This window comes from Kamptonema formosum PCC 6407 (genome assembly GCF_000332155.1).
Classification (GTDB): Bacteria; Cyanobacteriota; Cyanobacteriia; order Cyanobacteriales; family Microcoleaceae; genus Kamptonema; species Kamptonema formosum.
This window is the reverse complement of sequence record NZ_KB235899.1, coordinates 65,577-86,662: the sequence shown is the minus strand read 5'-3', so window position 1 is coordinate 86,662 and position 21,086 is coordinate 65,577. Positions and strand designations below refer to the sequence as shown.

The 21,086-nt window shown below is 44.6% G+C and carries 14 protein-coding genes and 1 riboswitch; of the genes, 9 read left to right on the top strand and 5 right to left on the bottom strand.

The window, feature by feature from the left end:
- Positions 1–46: 46 nt before the first annotated feature.
- Positions 47–6,139 carry a choice-of-anchor Q domain-containing protein gene (locus OSCIL6407_RS0104940; protein ID WP_019486976.1) on the top strand — a complete coding sequence of 2,031 codons (6,093 nt, stop codon included), beginning with the start codon at positions 47–49 and terminating at the stop codon, positions 6,137–6,139.
- A gap of 116 nt (positions 6,140–6,255) precedes the next feature.
- Here the strand turns inward: OSCIL6407_RS0104940 and OSCIL6407_RS0104935 are convergent, their stop codons facing one another.
- Positions 6,256–6,831, bottom strand: coding sequence for a hypothetical protein (locus OSCIL6407_RS0104935; RefSeq protein ID WP_007355289.1), 576 nt, complete (start codon positions 6,829–6,831; stop codon positions 6,256–6,258).
- Positions 6,832–7,093: 262 nt separating this feature from the next.
- Here OSCIL6407_RS0104935 and OSCIL6407_RS0104930 point away from each other — a divergent pair, with 262 nt between their 5' ends.
- Positions 7,094–8,116 carry a YihY/virulence factor BrkB family protein gene (locus tag OSCIL6407_RS0104930; protein ID WP_007355290.1) on the top strand — a complete coding sequence of 341 codons (1,023 nt, stop codon included), beginning with the start codon at positions 7,094–7,096 and terminating at the stop codon, positions 8,114–8,116.
- Between the two features lie 98 nt (positions 8,117–8,214).
- On the opposite strand, the gene OSCIL6407_RS32240 is transcribed toward OSCIL6407_RS0104930, so the two are convergent.
- Both OSCIL6407_RS32240 and OSCIL6407_RS37675 read right to left on the bottom strand, forming a co-directional pair.
- Positions 8,215–8,403: a hypothetical protein gene (locus tag OSCIL6407_RS32240; protein ID WP_071592448.1), complete on the bottom strand. Its 189-nt coding sequence runs from the start codon at positions 8,401–8,403 to the stop codon at positions 8,215–8,217.
- Positions 8,396–8,518 carry a hypothetical protein gene (locus OSCIL6407_RS37675; RefSeq protein ID WP_267879531.1) on the bottom strand — a complete coding sequence of 41 codons (123 nt, stop codon included), beginning with the start codon at positions 8,516–8,518 and terminating at the stop codon, positions 8,396–8,398. The genes OSCIL6407_RS32240 and OSCIL6407_RS37675 overlap by 8 nt, the downstream gene beginning before the upstream one ends.
- A 246-nt stretch (positions 8,519–8,764) precedes the next feature.
- Between OSCIL6407_RS37675 and patX the strand changes: the two genes are divergently transcribed.
- Entirely contained in the window at positions 8,765–8,992 is a 228-nt protein-coding gene (gene patX, locus OSCIL6407_RS0104920; protein ID WP_007355291.1) for a heterocyst-inhibiting protein PatX, read from the top strand.
- Positions 8,993–9,268: 276 nt separating this feature from the next.
- On the opposite strand, the gene OSCIL6407_RS0104915 is transcribed toward patX, so the two are convergent.
- Complete coding sequence (locus tag OSCIL6407_RS0104915; protein WP_007355293.1) at positions 9,269–9,667, bottom strand: ExbD/TolR family protein; 399 nt, start codon at positions 9,665–9,667, stop codon at positions 9,269–9,271.
- Complete coding sequence (locus tag OSCIL6407_RS0104910) at positions 9,651–10,304, bottom strand: MotA/TolQ/ExbB proton channel family protein (protein WP_007355294.1); 654 nt, start codon at positions 10,302–10,304, stop codon at positions 9,651–9,653. Before OSCIL6407_RS0104910 ends, OSCIL6407_RS0104915 begins: the two co-directional genes overlap by 17 nt.
- Before the next feature lie 419 nt (positions 10,305–10,723).
- Between OSCIL6407_RS0104910 and OSCIL6407_RS0104905 the strand changes: the two genes are divergently transcribed.
- From OSCIL6407_RS0104905 to OSCIL6407_RS0104880, 6 genes are all read left to right on the top strand, one after another.
- Positions 10,724–12,574, top strand: coding sequence for a TonB family protein (locus tag OSCIL6407_RS0104905; protein ID WP_007355295.1), 1,851 nt, complete (start codon positions 10,724–10,726; stop codon positions 12,572–12,574).
- 672 nt (positions 12,575–13,246) lie between these two features.
- Positions 13,247–16,102 carry a TonB-dependent siderophore receptor gene (locus OSCIL6407_RS0104900; protein ID WP_148288833.1) on the top strand — a complete coding sequence of 952 codons (2,856 nt, stop codon included), beginning with the start codon at positions 13,247–13,249 and terminating at the stop codon, positions 16,100–16,102.
- Between the two features lie 363 nt (positions 16,103–16,465).
- Entirely contained in the window at positions 16,466–17,158 is a 693-nt protein-coding gene (locus OSCIL6407_RS0104895) for a hypothetical protein (protein ID WP_007355783.1), read from the top strand.
- A gap of 51 nt (positions 17,159–17,209) precedes the next feature.
- Positions 17,210–17,352, top strand: a riboswitch (cobalamin riboswitch).
- Positions 17,353–17,376: 24 nt separating this feature from the next.
- Entirely contained in the window at positions 17,377–19,422 is a 2,046-nt protein-coding gene (locus OSCIL6407_RS0104890) for a TonB-dependent receptor plug domain-containing protein (RefSeq protein ID WP_007355784.1), read from the top strand.
- A 10-nt stretch (positions 19,423–19,432) separates the two neighbouring features.
- Entirely contained in the window at positions 19,433–20,332 is a 900-nt protein-coding gene (locus OSCIL6407_RS0104885; RefSeq protein ID WP_007355785.1) for a (2Fe-2S) ferredoxin domain-containing protein, read from the top strand.
- Entirely contained in the window at positions 20,329–20,940 is a 612-nt protein-coding gene (locus OSCIL6407_RS0104880; RefSeq protein ID WP_007355786.1) for a hypothetical protein, read from the top strand. The genes OSCIL6407_RS0104885 and OSCIL6407_RS0104880 overlap by 4 nt, the downstream gene beginning before the upstream one ends.
- The last annotated feature ends 146 nt before the right edge of the window (positions 20,941–21,086 follow it).

The following is a 21,086-nucleotide window of genomic DNA, read 5'->3' as shown; positions in this document are numbered from 1 at the left end:
CGATCGCGCTATATAATTGTAGAGACTGGATCTCTAAGGAGTAACTATGGCAACAGTTAGCGTCACAACCACAAACGACTTAGTAGATGGAACTACCAGCAGCATCGCGAACCTAATTGCTAGTCCCGGCGCTGACGGCAAAATCAGCTTGCCAGAGGCAATTGTAGCAGCTAATAACACTGCTGGTGCGGATGCGATCGACCTTACGGGAGTCAGTGGCACAATAACTCTTGCCAGTAGTCTCAGCATTAATAATTCAGTAAGTATTGATGGGCTTGGTGCGAGTAATTTAAGCGTTAGTGGCAATAATGCCGTGCGGGTATTCGATATTTCTGGATCGGGGGTAACAGTCAACATTAGTGACATGACTATTACTCAGGGTAGCGTTACTGGTAGGGGTGCAAATATCTCGGTCACAAACGGTAGTACCTTAACTTTAAACAACAGCACTGTCAGTAATGGCACTGCATCGGGGACGTTTCCTAATGGTAAAGCTGGCGGCATTTTGATCGATAATAGTAGCAATGTCACCGTCACTAACAGCACAATTTCCGGGAACACATCTAACGAAAATGGCGCTGGGATTTACAATCGTAGCGGTACGCTGACGGTAATTAACAGTACAGTTACAAACAACTACACTAATAATACTGGTGGCGGTGGCATTGACAACAGAGGTATCGCCACCGTCAGCAACAGCACGATTAGTGGTAATAGCGCTTCTAACAACGGCGGCGGCATTTACAATGTTAACTCTACGGCGACTCTGACAGTTACTAATAGTACGATCGCTAACAACACAGTCAATTTGAGAGGCGGTGGCATCTCCAACTTCTCAAACGGCACAGCAACGATCGCTAACAGTACGATTAGTGGCAACACAGCACCCAACGGTGGCGGCATTCGCAATACAGGGACGATGACTGTCACTAACAGCACGATCTCTGGTAATACAGCTACTGACAATGGCGGCGGCATCTACAACGTTAATGCAACTACATTAACTATTACAAACAGCACGCTCGCTTATAATTCAGCTAGTAATGGTGGCGGAATCTCCAACGCTAGCAGTACGGCGACAGTTAGTAACAGCATTGTTGCAGGTAATACTGCCACTACTAATACAGAAGTGCAAAACTTAGATACTTTTACCTCCAACGGCAATAACTTAGTAGGACAAAGCGGAAGTGCAGGTAGTTTTCCCACAGTTGCCAGCGATATTACTGTTTCTGGACTCATTAGTACGGTACTTTCTCCCCTTGCAAATAATGGGGGATTAACTCAAACTCATGCCTTACTTGCTAGTTCCCAAGCAATTGATGCAGGTAGCAACACTCTTGCCTCTGGATTAACTAGCGATCAACGTGGTTTACCCTTTACTAGAATCAGTAATTCTACTGTAGATATTGGGGCATTTGAGTATCGCGCTACTCCTCCTGAAGTTGATTTAAGTGTTGTTAAAACTGCCCCCGCCACTGCTAACCCCGGCGGTTCGATTAGTTACACAATTACAGTTACAAATAATAGTACCACAAACACAATCGATCACCTCAATCTCAGCGACACAGTACCCGCAGCAGTAACTAATCCCAGTTTTAGTGCTTCAGCAGGCAATTACAGTAACACTTCTGGAGTCTGGGAAAAAGTTAATTTAGCACCATCACAATCAGCAACATTGACAGTTAATGGGACAATTGATTCAGCAACACCAGCGGGAACTATTGTCACGAATACAGCCACAGTAAAACCTAATCCTATTCTTAGCGGATTAACAGCTTTAGGTATTACTGACTCAGTGACAACTAATGATTCTTCAACAGCCAACACGCTGATACAAGGTATTGTCAATTTATCAGTTAGTAGTAATGCAGGTACGGAAGCAGGTACAACTATAATTACCGTTACCGCCACCGCTTCTAGTGTCGTTTCTAGCAATCAAACTGTTGACTTAGGTGTTTCTGGAACTAATGTTACTGCTGGAGATTACAACCTGGGTAATACTACTATTACTATTCCTAGCGGACAAACTACAGGCACTACTACTTTTACTGTTGTTAACGATGCTGTAGCAGAAGGTACAGAAACCGCGACATTAACTATTAGTAATCCGTCGGCAAATATTGCACTAGGCAGCACGACTACTCAAAATATTGCTATTACTGATAACGATACTGCTAGTGTCAACATCACTCAATCCAGTGGTAGCACCAATGTCTCGGAAGGCGGTGCAACGGATAGTTACACAGTAGTATTAAACAGCCAACCTACAGCCAATGTTACAATTACGATTAATCCTGACAGTCAAAGTACCAGTAGTGCAACTAGCTTAACCTTCACTTCCGCTAACTGGAATACACCACAAACAGTCACAGTCACAGCCGTAAATGATAACCTCGTTGAAGGCAATCATACTAGCACAATTAGTTACACAGCAACTAGCACCGATACTAACTACAATGCGATCGCCATTACCCCAATTACTGCCAATATTACTGATAACGATACTGCCAATGTCAACATCACTCAATCGGCAGGTAGCACAGATATCACCGAAGGCGGAGCAACTGATAGTTACACAGTAGTATTAACCAGTCAACCCACAGCCAATGTCACAATTGCTATCAACCCGGATAGTCAAAGTACCAGTAGTTCTAGCAGTCTCACCTTCACTTCAGCTAACTGGAATGTACCACAGACAGTCACAGTCACAGCCGTAGATGATAACCTCGTTGAAGGCAATCATACTAGCACAATTAATTACACATCAACTAGCACCGATACTAATTATAATGCGATTGCCATTACCCCAATTACTGCCAATATTACTGATAACGATACTGCCAATGTCAACATCACTCAATCGGCAGGTAGCACAGATATCACCGAAGGCGGAGCAACTGATAGTTACACAGTAGTATTAAACAGTCAACCCACATCCGATGTCACAATTGCTATCAATCCTGACAGTCAAAGTACAAGCAGTGCAACTAGCTTAACATTCACTTCAGCTAACTGGAATGTACCGCAAACAGTCACAATCACAGCCGTAGATGATAACCTCGTTGAAGGCAATCATACTAGCACAATTAATTACACATCAACTAGCACCGATACTAATTATAATGCGATTGCCATTACCCCAATTACTGCCAATATTACTGATAACGATACTGCCAATGTCAACATCACTCAATCGGCAGGTAACACAGATATTTCAGAAGGAAGTACCACAGATAGTTACACAGTCGTATTAAACAGCCAACCCACAGCCAATGTCACAATTGCTATCAACCCGGATAGTCAAAGTACCAGTAGTTCTAGCAGTCTCACCTTCACTTCAGCTAACTGGAATGTACCACAGACAGTCACAGTCACAGCCGTAGATGATAACCTAGTTGAAGGCAATCATACTAGCACAATTAGTTACACAGCAACTAGCACTGATACTAATTATAATGCGATTGCCATTACCCCAATTACTGCCAATATTACTGATAACGATACTGCCAATGTCAACATCACTCAATCGGCAGGTAGCACAAATATTTCAGAAGGAAGCACCACCGATAGTTACACAGTAGTATTAAACAGTCAACCCACATCCGATGTCACAATTGCTATCAATCCTGACAGTCAAAGTACAAGCAGTGCAACTAGCCTCACCTTCACTTCAGCTAACTGGAATGTACCGCAAACAGTCACAATCACAGCCGTAGATGATAACCTAGTTGAAGGCAATCATACTAGCACAATTAGTTACACAGCAACTAGCACAGATACTAACTACGATACGATTGTCATTACCCCAGTAACAGCCAATATTACTGATAACGATACTGCCAGTGTCAACATCACTCAATCGGCAGGTAGCACAGATATTTCAGAAGGAAGCACCACCGATAGTTACACAGTCGTATTAAACAGCCAACCCACCAGTGATGTCACAATTGCTATCAACCCGGATAGTCAAAGTACCAGTAGTTCTAGCAGTCTCACCTTCACTTCAGCTAACTGGAATGTACCACAGACAGTCACAGTCACAGCCGTAGATGATAACCTAGTTGAAGGCAATCATACTAGCACAATTAGTTACACAGCAACTAGCACTGATACTAACTACGATACGATTGTCATTACCCCAGTAACAGCCAATATTACTGATAACGATACTGCCAGTGTCAACATCACTCAATCGGCAGGTAGCACAGATATTTCAGAAGGAAGCACCACCGATAGTTACACAGTCGTATTAAACAGCCAACCCACAGCCAATGTCACAATTGCTATCAATCCTGACAGTCAAAGTACAAGCAGTGCAACTAGCCTCACCTTCACTTCAGCTAACTGGAATGTACCGCAAACAGTCACAATCACAGCCGTAGATGATAACCTCGTTGAAGGCAATCATACTAGCACAATTAGTTACACAGCAACTAGCACAGATACTAACTACGATACGATTGTCATTACCCCAGTAACAGCCAATATTACTGATAACGATACTGCCAGTGTCAACATCACTCAATCGGCAGGTAGCACAAATATTTCAGAAGGAAGCACCACCGATAGTTACACAGTCGTATTAAACAGCCAACCCACATCTGATGTCGCAATTGCTATTAACCCAGATAGTCAAAGTACCAGTAGTGCCAGTACGTTAACTTTCACTTCAGCTAACTGGAATGTACCGCAAACAGTCACAATCACAGCCGTAAATGATAACCTAGTTGAAGGCAATCATACTAGCACAATTAATTACGCAGCAAGTAGTAGCGATGTCAACTATGATGCTATTAGTATTAACCCGATTACTAGCAATATTACTGATAATGATATCGCAACACCAACGCCAACACCAATTCCAATTCCAACGCCAATTCCAACACCGACACCAATTCCAACGCCAATTCCAACGCCAATTCCAACGCCATCGGTAACACCAACGCCAATTCCAACGCCAATTCCAACGCCATCGGTAACACCAACGCCAATTCCAACGCCAATTCCAACGCCATCGGTAACACCAACACCGACACCGACACCAATACCAACGCCATCGGTAACACCAACACCGACACCAATACCAACGCCATCGTTAACACCAACACCGACACCAACACTAACGCCATCGGTAACACCAACACCAATTCCAACGCCATCAGTAACTCCAACTTCAACACCAATTCCAACGCCATCAGTAACTCCAACACCAATTCCAATAACTAACAACATCCCCAATGATGATTGCATCTGCGAGACAATTTCTTATCCCGACTTAAACCAACCAAACTCAGTTGAAAACCGTATATTTGGTATATATAACCTTCAAATAGGTACGATAAAAAATGATGAGTTTTTAGGCAGCAATTCTGGCAATATATTCGATGCTAAATCAGGGGATGATAATCTATATGGTGGCGACAGTATAGACATCCTTAACGGTAATTATGGCAATGACTTTATTAATGGTGGCAAAGGTGATGACATCCTGTTAGGAGATGAAAATAATGATATTATTCTTGGCGATTATGGCGCTGATTTAATCTTCGGAGGGAAAAGTAATGACTTACTAAATGGCCTAGAAGATAATGACACCATTTTTGGTAATAGAAATGATGATTTTATCGACGGTGGCAAGGATAATGATGTTTTATATGGAGGCAAAGGTAAGGACACAATATTTGGCAGTGAAGGTAATGACTACCTATTGGGAAATCAGGAAAATGATACCATCTGTGGCGGTGAAGGTAACGATCTAATCAGTGGTAACGAACAATCAGATGTCTTAGCTGGTTGTGCAGGCAATGATACTATTTACGGCGGTAAAGACAATGATACTATCACGGGTGGAAAAAGTGATGACATTCTTTATGGAGACTTAGGAAGTGATAGTTTAATTGGCGGTAGCGGTAACGATATCTTTGTATTAAAAGCGGGTTATGGATTTGATACTATTGGTGATTTTACTATTGGTCAAGACTCGATTGGATTAACTGGTGGTTTGAGTTTCAGCCAGTTAGATTTCACGGAAAATGAGCGAGGAACAATCATCAAAAATCTCTTGACTGGAGAGCAGTTGGCTGTTACTATTGGTGTCACTAAAAGTGCGATCGCCTCGGCTAGTTTTCTGCTAATTTAGGTAGCAAATAGAAGTGGATCGCGCCTATAATTTATGCGATCGCTTTCTATTTGCTCGTAGCGATCTGAATCTACTCCTGGCTTACTATAAATTCAAAACTCGCCACTCAAAATTCCCTAAGATTTTAGATGTGGTAGTTGAATTAAAGGGTTTTTAGAAGCTGGAAGTTCGCTGGAAGCAGAGTAATTTGGATCGTTTGGATCGGAGACGAAATCGACTTCTACCTGACGGGCATTTTGCCCCTTGGCGAGTAAGTCAACAGCATCTCCCAGGGCGGAGGTTAAACTTTTACGAGTTTCAGCATGGTGAAGTTGTTCTGCTTTGAGGGTGGATGCTAAGTTATTAATTTCTTCGCGGGCGCGATCGCGTTCCAGTAGCACTTCTATAAGTTTTGCTTTCACTTCTTCCAGGGTTTGTAGTTGTTCAACCTCTTGATTGAGTGCAGTTACAGCCTTATTTTCATCCGCTATGCTTGAAGAGAAACTCTGAAGTTTCTGAATTTGTGCTTGCAAAGCTGCAATCGTTTGCTGATTTAGCTTAGCTTCCGCCCGTCGCTGCTGTGCTTCTGTGTTGTAGAGTTGTCGCCATTGGGCCGCACTCTCTAAGGCTGCTTCGCGATCGCGCACAACTTCTGTTAACTGCTGTTGCAGAGCCTTAATTTCATTTAACCACTGCCTGATATCCTGAGTCATATCGAGTTTTAATTATTAATTGCTAATTGCTAATTGCTAATTGCTAATTGCTAATTGCTAATTGCTAATTGCTAATTGCTAATTGCTAATTGCTAATTGCTAATTGCAACTTACTGTTCTTTCCCCTTTTTTAGCATAGCTAGGGAGGAGCAAAGCGGTTACTTTATAATCATTAGAACTTACCACCCCCATTAAAAAAGGAGAAAATAAAATTGCACATCCTGCCAGTTGCTAGTTATCCTGCCATCAGCCATCAGCCATAATGAACATTTTTCGTAATTTGCGCCACCTTATTTTAGCTATGTTTCAGGGGCTTTGGAGACTCCTGAGATACATAATTAGGCGTTCGCGTCGTTTTTTCAATTTCTTTGGCCACCTAAACTGGACAACTCTCAAGGAAGTTGGCGATCGCGCTGGAAAGCAGCGCTTGCTGGGATTGTCCGCTGAAATGGCCTACAATGCCATGTTAGCCCTATTCCCTGCACTTTTAGCTGCGATCGCAGCAATTGCTTTATTTGAATCCTTACAGTCTACACTTTATCAAATGGCGCGGCTGTTAGGGGAGATAGTCCCGAATGAAGTTCGCACTTTAATTCGTAGTTTAATCCAAGAAATCCTCCAAACTCGCAACCAAGAGATATTTTCTGTCAGTTTTATTGGGACACTTTGGGCATTTTCTGGAGTTTTAAGTGCAGCGATGGCTGCACTCGATCAAATCCATCAAATTCCTGCCGATCGAATTCGACCTTTTTGGAAAGCCAAACTTGTTTCTATAGGATTGAGTATCGGGACAATTATGCTATTGATTTTAGCTTGCGGAGTTGTATTTATCAGCGATCTAATTGTGCAAATTGTAGCTCGTCAAAGTTGCTTTCTAGAAACCGTATCAAATTGCCCGTTCCAAGATATCTCTAATTGCCAATTACTACCCCTCCAATCTTGTCCGCTAGAGTCAAAGTTGTTAGCTGTTTGGAAGTTGTGGCGCTGGCCAATTACTTTAGGGATTGTATCATTTGCCTTCGCCTTTATCTATCGCTACGGGCCCAGTCGTCACCGCCGAGGAACGCCGATTTTACCCGGAGCAATTCTCGCCGCTATTTGTTGGGCGGGAATCTCTGGTTTGTTGCGGTTTTATGTTTCTCATTTTGGTAATTATAACTGGACTTACGGCACTATTGGAACTTTTATTATTTTGCTATTATGGCTTAATTTCAGCTCTTTGGTAATGCTTTTAGGTGCTCAGTTAAATGTGACTGTCGGCAAGGCGATGAAAAGGAAGGGGTAATTGCTAATTAATCAGAAAATTTTTTTCTTGAGGACTCGCGCACCCAACCAAAGAAACCGGTTTTTTTGACGAAAATACTTCTTTCTAGCTAGGCCCAATTATCTTCTCTGGAGAGTGCTGAGAATTCCCGTTCCAATAGAAAGTAAAAGTAGCAGCCATAAAATACCGCCAGGAATGAATGTTAGTATGCCAAAACCTCTAAGTAACCAGATGATAACGGTAATACCTAGTATAATACCGAAAATGCGGGTAAATAATGGAGCCCGAAGCTTACGAGAATTAGTCATATTCAATATCAAATTCAATATCTGTTTGGTGAAAAACCAGAACAACTTCCTTGTCAGACCCTTTGGCAAAGATGTTGGCGATCGCCTCACACTCGCTCTTACTCTGATAATACATATTAAGATATTTTTGTCAATCAATCTCACCCAAATAACCAGATTTAGAGCTTATGTAAACTTTTGTGAAGACAGCGAGGGGTTACACCCCCTACCGTGCTAGATTAATACAGTAGATGCACCCTGATGGCTTTCCCGCTCCTTGGAGCGGGATTTTTGTTTGAGCTTAAGAATTTAGAAAAATAGTGTCCGGATTGGTTAGGGGATTGTCCGTATCAGGTATTGGACACAGAGACGGACACTACTCATGAAAACCTACACAGCCATTATTTTCTTCGCCCTGTTCGGTATCAGCTTCGGCGCTAATGTTCAAGCGATCGAATACCAGTCAATTGAAGAATTTCAATCCAGCGCTGCCCTACATATGCTTTCAGCACAAACCCAACAAAAGGGCGAGCGTGCTCCTGAAAGAGGCAGCGGTCGCAGAGACTTTATCGCTCCTAACGTTTACAGCTATCCTGCTGATGAGTTTTAATGGAATTGCAACTGCCTTGCTCGATAACTCAAGATTTCCACTGTTCTGCGGTTGGTCTGGGTTGGGTCTTTACCCCTAGAACTCTATATGATGTTCTGAGCTTTTACCATCTCAGGCTCAACGGCGATTCTACTTGCTGTTACCAAATTTAGGAGTGTGTTTTGTGCCTGAGTAAGTCTACCATAAAAAATCTTAACCGCCAACCGCCTAGAGATATAAGCGTCTGGCGGTTTTGTATATTGAATGCTGATTGATATTTCTACGTTGATGGGATTACTATTTTTGTGTAGCGATCGCCAACTTTGCCCCCTTCACCTGACGCACTCGATCCATCACCTCAATCACTCTACCGTGATAAACACCTTTATCCGCATTTAACACCACTAACAAATCTTCACCAGGCTTGACTTGCTGACCAACTGCGCCTGCAAGGTTCTCCAACTGAACTGGCTGGCGGTTCAGCCACAACTTCCCCTGCAAATCAATCGTTACCGTCGCTTTTGCTGGCTGTCCACTTTGTGCTGTTCCTGCTTTTGGCAAGTTCACTGGCAACCCTTCAGAACGAGTTAAGTACAAAGTTGACATGATGAAAAACGTCAAAATCGCAAAAATCACATCGATCATCGGCACAATATTTATTTGTGCTGGTAAATCCGGTTCATCTTGTAGACGCATAAGACCTCTCTTTTCGTTCGTAGCGATGGCGGTAAAGCAATTCTAGCTGACCGCAGTATTCCTGAATTAGCGCAATTTGGCGGAGGTAAAATCCTCTAAATGTATTGGCGAACATCATTATGAAAATAGCCACTACTAATCCCGATGCAGTAGAAACCAAAGCTTCACTAATCCCAGAAGTAACACCTGCCGTTTTACTACCTCCCACATCCCCCACTTTCAGAGAGGCAAAGGAGGTAATCAAACCCAAGACGGTGCCGAGAAGCCCAAACAGAGGTGAAAGGCTGATAATAGTGTCGAAAAAGTTGTTGAATCGCTTCAAATTTGGGATCTCAGCTTGGGCTTCACTTTCTAGCGCTAAGCGAAATTCTTCTGGATTTGGGTCTTCGAGTTCCAATGCGGCCAGAAAAATCCTGGGTAGCGGTAAGTCGGCATTTTGTTTGAGCAGTTCGATCGTACCCACTAAATTTTCCAACTGGTAGAACCTGAGTGCTTGTTTAATGACGGGAGCCTGCCGTTTCATCACTCGATACCAAAATCTCACCCGCTCTACGATCAGTGCCGTTCCCACTACCGAAAATCCCAGCAACGGCCACATGACCGCGCCGCCGGCTGTAAATAATCTATCTATTGCCATTACAGTCGCTTAAAATTTTTGAGAATTTTGTCAATACTTCTAAGAGTATCTGATATTAATTTGCAACAATTTTGAATTTAATAAAACTTAATATTTAAGCGCTCGCCGAGCTATCGCAAACGCTAACTGTGAGCTATAAGCGGAAAACCTCGTATTTAAGCAGCTTTGAAGGGCGATCGGGTCGAGAAAAGCCCTTACAAGCTTTAATTTATCTTAAGTTTCATTAAGTTGTGTAACGAATAATAAATTAAAGTCATATTGTTTTGCAATTAACTTGCAATAATCACAGCAGATATGAGAATATCAAAAGCAACAAATTTGTGTTTAAGTTCGGCTTATTAAAGATAAAGTCATTTGGGGCTGAAATCTTTAAGTTGGTAGCCATAAGGCAATGTCCCGTTTGCGAGGGTTTGGAGAATATGAGCTTGTCAAGTATTTGTACAGAGCAGCGACAAAAAGAGCAGGAGGCTCTTAAGAAGTTTCTGATCTACAGTCTCGCAGGTTCAGCAGCGCTGCACGTTGTATTGCTAGCTGTCGGCGCTAGCGGTTTTTTGGAGCGATCGCTGGAACTAGCAGAAGAGCCAATTGAGATTGTTGTAGTTGAGGATACTAACGCCGAACTAGAACCCGATCCCAAAATTGCCAAAGATATTCCTCCGCAAGAGTTCAAGCCAGTTGAAGGCTCTGTTCTAGAATCTCCTATTGGCTCTAAAACTGCTGAGCCAACTGCCCCCGAACCAACACCGGAACCAGTAGTCGCCTCCCCCGAACCAGCACCGGAACCAGTAGTTGCCTCCCCCGAACCAGCACCGGAACCAACAGTAGTCGCCTCCCCCGAACCAGCACCAGAACCAGTAGTCGCCTCCCCCGAACCAGCACCGGAACCAGTAGTTGCCTCCCCCGAACCAGCACCGGAACCAACAGTAGTCGCTTCCCCAGAACTAGCACCGGAACCAACAGTAGTCGCCTCCCCAGAAGCAACACCGGAAACAACACCGGAAACAACAGTAGTCGCCTCCCCAGAACCATCACCAGTAGCAACACCCGCAGCGATCGCTCCTTCGGCATCAACTACATCGACTGCATCGCAGGATGTGAAAAAGTTGGGAGACTTATCTAAAGCCTCAACTAGCTCCAAAGGCACGGCAACAGAAACAAAAGGTACAGATACAGGAACAGGTACAGGTATAGGTACAGGCACAGGTACGACAACCACAACAGACACAGGTACAGATACAGGTACAGGTATAGGTACAGGCACAGGTACAACAACCACAACAGACACAGGTACAGATACAGGTACAGGCACTAGCAAAAGTGCCCCGACTGTTGAAGCGTCAACAAATACTGGAACCAAAACCAATAACTCAGAAGGAAACAGAGACGGTTTAGGTACAAATTCAGGACGAGGTAGGGGTGCTTGTCAGGGTTCCTGCGAATACCAATACGAACGCAAGGACTCCCTTGGTGAAGCTATAGGCGATACCCGTTTGAGAGTGAGGGTAGATTCCAAAGGTAGAGCCGTTGACGTGGAAGTGTTAGGCTCCAGCGGTGACGAAGAAGCAGACCGAGCTGCTATTGAAGCCGCGCGGGAGGCACGCTATGCTCCATCAACAGGCGGCGAGGAACGGTGGCAAAGAGTTAGGGCCAATCATGGTATGGAAGGCTCCGCTCGTGACGCTGAAAATCGCGATCGCTTGCAGCAACAGCAAGAAGAAGCCAGTCGCCAAGCAGCAGAAGCCGAAGCTGAAGCTAACAATCAGAGGCAGGCTCCTTTTTCCGAAATAGTTGATGTACCTCCCGAACCCAGCAACTTTACACCTGATACGCCAGCACCACCGGAACCTGTGGAGCAAGCGCCACCACCGGAACCTGTGGAGCAAGCGCCACCGCCGGAACCTGTGGAGCAAGCGCCACCGCCGGAACCTGCTTATGAAGAGCCTGCACCGGAACCTGCTTATGAGGAGCCTGCACCGGAACCTGCTTATGAAGAGCCTGCACCGGAACCAGCTTATGAGGAACCTGCGCCGGAGCCTGCTTATGAGGAGCCTGCGCCAGAACCAGCTTATGAGGAACCTGTCTATGAGGAACCTGCCTATGAGGAACCTGCCTATGAGGAACCTGCCTATGAGGAGCCTGCTTATGAGGAACCTGCTTATGAGGAACCTGCGCCAGAACCAGCTTATGAGGAACCAGCTTATGAAGAACCTGCGCCAGAACCAGCTTATGAGGAGCCTGCGCCGGAATCTACGACTGGTGAAGATGGTTAAGACGCTATCAGTGGAAGGATCGATTATGAAGGATCGGAGCGAAGTTATTCATCCTTAATGCTTTCAAGGTCGATCCCTTCCACTTTTTACACTTATTCTTTCTCACCCTGAAATCTTGAGGTCTGCGATCGCGCTTTTTTCTTCAAGAGATTTTATCTGGCTGTTGCAATACTTTATTCAAAATAATTCTTAATTAGTTTTAGTATTGCTTGGCTCTAATTATTATTTGTGCAGGTGCTATTAATAATTTTAATTCTTATAAGTTACCGCTCGAAGACATAAGCAAAGTCTTCTTTTTTGCTGCCAAGATTGCCGCTATATATAGCTTATAGCGAAAGACTTCACTAGGATTACAGCCTAAAATCCTTTATAGTCTAGTGGCGTAACGCACTCAAAAAATAACAAAAATTCTTAATTAGAATTGAAATTTTTGCTTGACATTGATAAGAGAGTATTGTAATCTTACAAAGTTAATGCGAATAGTTACTGATAAGTGCTTGATTGTTGACAATGCTGGCACGATCGCCACTTGTACCCGGAAACTAGATTGAAACAGCGATCGCACGGATACGCTTTCAGGAGAGTACAACTGACGGGGTGCAAGTCAATCGGTGTCTTCACTCTTACTTACAGATGGCTTACGTCTCAATTTTTTAAGTGTGTGGTGTGAAAATGAAGCTGTCTCTACCGTTTTTCTGTGTTGCACTGCTAGGCGTTGGTATCATGCCAGTAGCAGCGGCAGGGCCAAGGAGTTTCTCTGAAGGCACTAATTTAGACCGAACTGAAGTAGAACCTGCGATCGCCCCCGATCCGAGTTCAATAAATCGCTCAAAAGAGGACGATCGCGCTCAATGGTGGGCGATCGCATCTGCGAGCGATCGCGAAAAACCGATTGAACAAAAGCCCTCATCCCAAAGCGAGGAGTTAGAAGTCAAGCTAGCTATAGAAAATCTTGACCGAAAACCCAATTCCGACTTAACACTCGATCCAGAATACAATCGCGATCGCGCTGCTCCTACTCCTAATATTGAACCGACAGCGCAGCCAAAAGAGCCAACAGCAGAAATACCGAAATTAGATGAAATCGAGCAACATAACACCAATGTTGAAGGATTTTTTCAGCGATCGCAAGCAAGTTTTACATTTTCTGAAAACGTACAAATCTCTCAATCAGTCGTACAAGTTACAGGCGTACAACTAAACCCAACTCCCGCAGGTTTAGAAGTTATTTTAGAAACAGCAGCAGGGCAAGTGTTACGAGCAAATACTAGGACTTCCGGCACAACTTTAATTGCAGAGATTTCTAATGCTCAATTAGCCTTACCGGGAGGTGGAGAATTTAAGGCGGAAAATCCCTTTGAAGGGATTACTTCAGTCACAGTGACAAATGTTGATGCTAATAGCATTCGCATCAGCATTACCGGGCAAGAAAGATTGCCAATAGCAGATGTAATTAGAAGCGCAAGTGGTTTAACTTTAAGTGTCACGGCTGATGAAGAAATTAATATCACCGTCACCGCCAGACAAGCAACTCCCTATCTCGCTCCCAATGCTTCCACTGCAACCAGAACCGATACGCCAATTCGAGACGTTCCTCAGTCGATCCAAGTAATTCCTCAAGAAGTCATAGAAGATCAACAAGCGATCCGAGCAGAGGACGCACTACGCAACGTCAGCGGTATTACCTTTGACGGTGGTGGAGAAGGTCAGGGATTAAGTATCGCTATTCGTGGTTTTAGTAATGCTCCTGTTTTGACTAATGGTTTCAGAGAGTATGGTGCTATACAAGGGTCTGAATTGTTGCCAGACACGGCAAACATTGAGCGCATCGAAGTTCTCAAAGGGCCAGCTTCAATCTTATTTGGTGAAGTTCAACCGGGCGGTGTTATTAACGTTGTTACCAAACTGCCGCTGTCAACTCCATTTTACGAGGGTGAAGTTCAGTTAGGCAATTATGGGTTTGCTCGTCCTCGCCTTGATATTTCCGGCCCCTTAACCTCCGATGGTAGTTTACTCTATCGATTGAATGCAGTTTACGAACACTCAGAAGGGTTTCGTGACTTTGACCAAGATATCGATCGAGTCCTAGTTGCGCCAGTGATAACTTGGAAAATTAGCGATCGCACTGATTTCACAGTTCTATTGCAATATTCAGACATCCAGCAACCTCTAGACTTTGGTAGAATTGCTGTGGGCGATCGACTGCTCGATACTCCTCGCCGTCGCATCTTTGGAGAGCCAGACGATTCCACAAAAATCCAACTTTTCACTGTTGGATATGACTTTGAACATCGGTTTAGTGATAACTGGAAATTTCGTAACGCATTTCGATATTCAGATAGACATACCGAGCAAAGATTTGCTTCGTTCCCCTTCACATTTGATGAGGCAACTGGCATTGCCGAGCGCTATTACGGTGGGTTTGACTTAGACAGTAAAAATTACTCCCTACAAACAAATATTGTGGGAAACTTCGCCACAGGTTCAGTGAAGCATACCCTCTTAGCGGGGGTTGATTTGAATCGATTGGATGACGAAGGAATTGGAAGGCTGGATTTTGGCTTACCGACACCATTAAATGTCTTCGATCCAGTATATGGATCTGTTCCCAGGCCTGAATTTCAAAATATTCCTGGTTTCTTCGATCAAAAGCTAGAGGTCAACAGAATAGGAGTCTATTTACAAGATCAAATTGCAGTCCTTGATAATTTAAAACTGCTGGCTGGCATCCGCTACGACACGGTAGAGCAAACAATCGGTAGTTTAGAGGGGTTTTTCCGTTCTACTGATGTGAAAAATACTGAAACTAATGATGCTTTTACGCCGCGAGTGGGAATTGTATATCAACCTATTCCAGAGATTTCTCTCTACGGCAGTTATTCGCGATCGTTTCTTCCCGTCACAGCAACTTCCGCCGATGGTAGTCTCTTAGCACCCGAAGAAGGTGAGGGATTTGAATTCGGTCTTAAAACTGAATTATTCCAAAATAGACTTTCTGCTACTTTGGCGTATTTTGACATTACCAAAAAAAATGTTGCCACTACTGACCCCAACGATTCATTTTTCTCTATAGCAACAGGCGAACAACGAAGTCGAGGCGTAGAGTTGGATCTTTCTGGTGAGATTCTGCCGGGATGGAATATTATTGGTGGCTACGCTTACACGGATGCTGAAGTTACCAAGGATAATGCAATTGAAGTGGGTAATCGCTTGATTGGTGTTCCCAAACATAGCGCCAGTATGTGGACGACTTACACCATTCAAACCGGTGAGTTACAAGGGTTAGGCTTCGGAATTGGATTTAACTACGTTGGGGAACGAGAAGGGGATCTTGATAACAGTTTCCAGTTGGATAGTTATTTCCTTACTGATGCTGCTATTTTTTACCGTCGAGACAATTGGCGCTTCGCAATCAATGTTAAGAACATTTTTAATACTGACTACTCTCCAGGAACACCTAATGGCAGAACAAGAATTGAAGTTGGGGAACCTTTGAGAGTAATTGGTTCATTTTCAGTGCAGTTTTGATAGTTATAAGTAGAAGGAAGAAGGAAGAAGGGAGAAGAAAGAAGGAAGAAAAATTTAGTTATCTAGGAGAGAAGGAAGAATGTTTAGACAGTCGGCTTTTTAGCCATCCTTATCTTATGTTTAATTAAGTGGATTTACTTAGCAAAGGCTAAGGTAGTTAAAACATTCTAAATTACTGAAACCCGCCGATCTTCATCCCTTCTTCCCTCCTTCTTCCCCTTCTTATCTTCCCCTAGCCCCTAGCCCCTAACCCCTAGTCCCTTCTTCTTCCCCTAGCCCCTAGCCCCTAGCCCCTAGTCCCTTCTTCTTCCCCTAGTCCCTTCTTCTCAATCATGTTCTAAATTTTTACACCAGGAGATATCCATGAAACGATTTCAACTTAATGCAATTCTAGTTGTAGTTGGGGTAGTAACGATCGCTTGCCAACCTCAAATAGATTCACCCGAAGTAAATCAAACTGAGTCTCAACCAGCGTCAATAAAAGCTGCAAGTCCATCTGCAAAGACTACTCAGCCGACCCCTGCAAAAGTTGTAACCCCATCACCTATAGCCACTCAAATTATCTCGATGAATGCCTATAAGGTTCCGTACTTAGGATTTAATGGCGTGTTTCATCTCAACAGAGAACACCAGAATTCGGTCAAAGATCCCCGCAATCCCAAACGTATTGATATCAATAAAATGGAGAAATTCACCTTCTACAAAGATACAGCCGGGAAAAAACCAATCGCACGGAATTGTCAGTATGTTTACATGGGTGCAACTGGCGATGGTAAGTATTACGCCGAGTATAAAATGACTTGGGATTTATTTGAGCTGGTAAAAGATGAAAGTCAAGATCCCGGCTGTAATCGCTTCCAGTATCTCAGTTTTATCCCACCGCATGGTGAATTAAATGGTGAACCAATACATATGCACTTTCGGTATGCCAGTAAGCCATCTAGCTTTGCAACGCTTGTAAATATGACTAAAGATCCAGAAGATGCGGCTAAATTCAATCCTTGGTGGGGGACTTATTGTGGTGGAGGCAAGATGAAATGCGGCACGGGAGAGTGAGCTTATAACCATTTTAAGAGATATATTGGCTTGCAACCCAAACAGTGATATGCTGTGAGGAAATAAATCGGTTCTAGCGAGGAGCAGTCGCTAGAGGTAACGGGGAAAGTTCGGTGTAAATCCGGCGCTGTCCCGCAGCTGTAATGAGACTGATGTCTTTGAGTCAGAATGCCCGCCGATGTTAATTGAACTGTAAATCTATCTGCGAGGTACAGAAGATGGTAAACGCATTTTTTCCACAAGGCGTGGAGATATTTTGCTGGACTTTGACAGGATTTTTCGCCTTTGCAATCGCTTGTACACCAAAAGCCTTCTCCCAAACACCGTCACCCAACGCCAACCAAGAGGAAGAAGAAGAAGAAGAAATTGATATTACCGTTACGGGCGAAATTTTAAATCAACCTGTATACGCACCCTTTCGGCGAGAAGCCCCTCTGGGAGATTCTACCCGCCCAGTTTATGTAATTAACCGCGAACAGATTGAAGCCCAGGGAGCGAGAACAGCCCAGGAAGCCTTAAAATACCTGCCGGGAATTCTGATTGATGGCACGGCTGGCGGGCAGTTAGGTGCTTTGAGCAGTCAGTTTATCCGTGGCTCGAATTCGGCACAAGTTTTGATTTTACTTGATGGTCGCCCTATCAACGATGTGGGCTTTTTCGGTGGGTTTGATTTGTCAGAACTAACTACCGATAACATTGAACGCATTGAGTTACTACCGGGCGGTGGCTCCACACTTTATGGTTCAGACGCAATAGGAGGCGTAATTAACATCATCACTCGTTCTCCATCAAATAAGCCGGAAGTCGCTCTGCGAGCAGCAGCAGGTAGCTTTGGGTTAAATGAGCAGGCAATTCAAACGAGGGGACGCAGTGGCGGAATTGGCTGGACAGTAGGTTACACTCGCACTCAGTCGGAAAATGATTTTCCCTTCGATATCGATCGCATTAACCTGGAGGATCGCCGCGAGAACGCTGATGTTTTGTACAATAATGCCAACTTGAAACTGGAAGGGCAACTCGATAATCGCAACACGCTCACCTTCAGCGCCCTCTATTTGACTAAAGATTTTGGAGTGGCTGGAGGAGTGGCAATTCCAGGTAGCATTGGCGAATTTAACACTCTGACTCCAGAAGCTCGGCAATACACCGAGGAAGTATTATTAGATCTGACTTGGGAATCCAAGTTAGGGGATGGCGACGATTCTCTGCTCACCAGCCGCGTTTACGGGGATTTTCTCAGCTATAACTATAACAATCCCGACCCAAACGGCTCTGGCACTAAAGATGACGTGGATCGCAGGGCGATTGGAGCTCAAGTGCAGCATAACTGGCAAATTGCGAAGAACCAGACGCTCACCTATGGCGTGGATTACCGTAACACGCGATCGCGCAATACCACCTTCAGTTATGGTACTAACAGCACCGAGGTCAACTACGATGGCGACATTAGCCAAGGCGCACTGTTTGCCCGCTATGAAGTAAAATTCACCCCTAGTTTCAGCGTCAACTTGGGGCTGCGGCAAGACTTTAACAGCTTGGTTAATGGCTCATTTACCTCTCCCAGCGTTGGCGCACGGCTGGCTTTGGGAGCGAGTACGACGTTACGAGCCAACTATGCCAGAAGCTTCCGAGCACCGCAAATCTCTAACCTGGAAGGGTTAGCTGCCTTTAATGTAGTGGGAAATCCTGACCTAAAATCAGAGCGGGGAGATAGCTTTGACATTGGCATCGACCAGGCATTAGGGAATATTGGGCTGCTGCGGCTCACCTTTTTTAGTAACACCATTTCCGATCTGATTAACTTTAAGTTTGGCTCTCCCAGCACTTACGAAAACATCGGTCAAGTGAGAACATTGGGCTTAGAAGCAGCTCTGAATGTGCGACTTGCCCGCAATTTCTATGGCTTTGCCAACTATACCCTAAACGACCCGCGTATTGTGCGCGATCGCAACCCCGATATCCAAGACAACCAACTGAGCTTTCGGGATGCCGATAGCCTTAATTTTGGACTGGCCTACGAAACACCCGGAAGACTTTATACGGGTATAGTTGTGCGCCACCTCAGCAGTTACTTCGTCAACAACACCAACACCGAATCCTTGCCGGGATACACCACCGTAGATTTAAAACTCCGCGTGCCATTAGGGGGAACTGTGGTGTTGAATGGCAACCTAGATAATTTATTTAACCAACAATACGAGCAATATCCCGGTTATCCCGCCGTAGGACGCAGCTTTCGACTTGGTATCAGTGCCACATTTTAGGAGATTTATCATGGGTGAATTCTCTCGCTTTGTTACACCGCTTAACCGTTGCATTACCGAACCGCTACTAACGGGCGGACAGATTGAGTACGAAGACTTTCCCTGTACGATTGATGTTACCGGACCTCTGTTGTACGCACTGTTTCAGGAACGCTGGCAAGAAACCCAGATTGGTCATGTGGTGGAGGGCGGTGTGCTGGAACTGGAATTTACCCAACCGCCAAAAATCTGCATCCTCTACGATGGCTATCTTACTGTTGTCACCGAGGCATGGCATCTGCATCTTTGCCTGGAAGAGCATTTGGGCGGTCCTTTGGAAAAAACGCCCCCCAAACTGCGGCAGCAACGGTTAATTCATCGGGCATCGCTGTATCGTCGTTTAAATGAAAAGGGGGAAGCCCGTAGTTGGGGCATTCAGTTTTGGAACGGTGCAGGCGAAAAGATGATGAATCTGTTTTTGCCCAGTCCCTTTGTTGGGGAGGATGAAGACTTGTTACCGGAGGGCAAACCTCAACTGGAAAAGTTGAGTCTTTACCAGGAACTACGCGAGATTTACGTCTTGGGTTCGGGCCCCATCCCATTTGAGAACAACCCGCTCAAACGTCCCTACATCTCAGTGTGCCGTTCAAGTCGCTGTCACCCTTCGCGCAACTGGCAGCCGATTATTGAGGCGTTGCAAACTGCGGTGAAAGAAGCAGGAATGGATGTGTACGTTATGACTTCCGGTTGTTTGGAGGTATGCAAAATGGGGCCTGTGGTTTTCTATTCGGGTGATAGAACCTGGTATACCCGCGTTACACCCGCGATCGCACAACGTATTGTCCACGAACATCTCGGTCAAAACAATAAAGTGATCGACCATCTGTATCCACCTGTTAGCAAATCTACAAGTAAATCAGAGGCATTATGAATTTTGTGCAAAGTTTGACGATTCCTACAAATGAGAATCTATCGGCTCAATGGCGATTGGGTTGTCGATCGCTGTCTCAAGGGATATTCTGGCAAGCGTTACTGATTACTGTTGGTAGCCTCAGCAACCTGACTTACACCTGTACCCTACCCTTTGTTTGTCTGGGTGTCATTGCTGGAACCACGCTGACTCGTCGCCGTGCGATCGTCACGGCTACAACTATCTGGTTTGCCAATCAATTGTGCGGCTATACCTTGCATAACTATCCCCGCACATTTAACTGTTTCGCTTGGGGATTGGTGTTATTGACTGGAACGCTGCTGGTGACGATGCTGGCAAGTTACAAACCTCTGTTTAGTCAAGGCACGATCGCGCAAAACTATCTGCGTATGGGCGGCAGATTGACTGGGGGATTTGTGCTGTTTGAATTGGTGATTTTATTGGCTGGGTTACTTCTGGAAGGGAAGTGTGTCTTAACGCTGCCGATTCTTTGGAGCATCTTTGCTGGGAATGTGGTGTGGTTGAGTGCTTTGGCGATCGCACATGGGTTTTTGGTGTGGGAAAAAATCAGAACGTTGGGCGATCGCGACCTTAGACTTCTCCCATAAACCCGCTCGGAGCAGGTATCTTGCCTGCTATTGAAAGGCTTTGTTGGAGAAGTCTAATCATGTCTTTCATCCAGGCGATCGCGGTAAACTCACTTACCCAATATATATAGTTTATCAGGACTTAGGTAATGATGCTATATATAGCG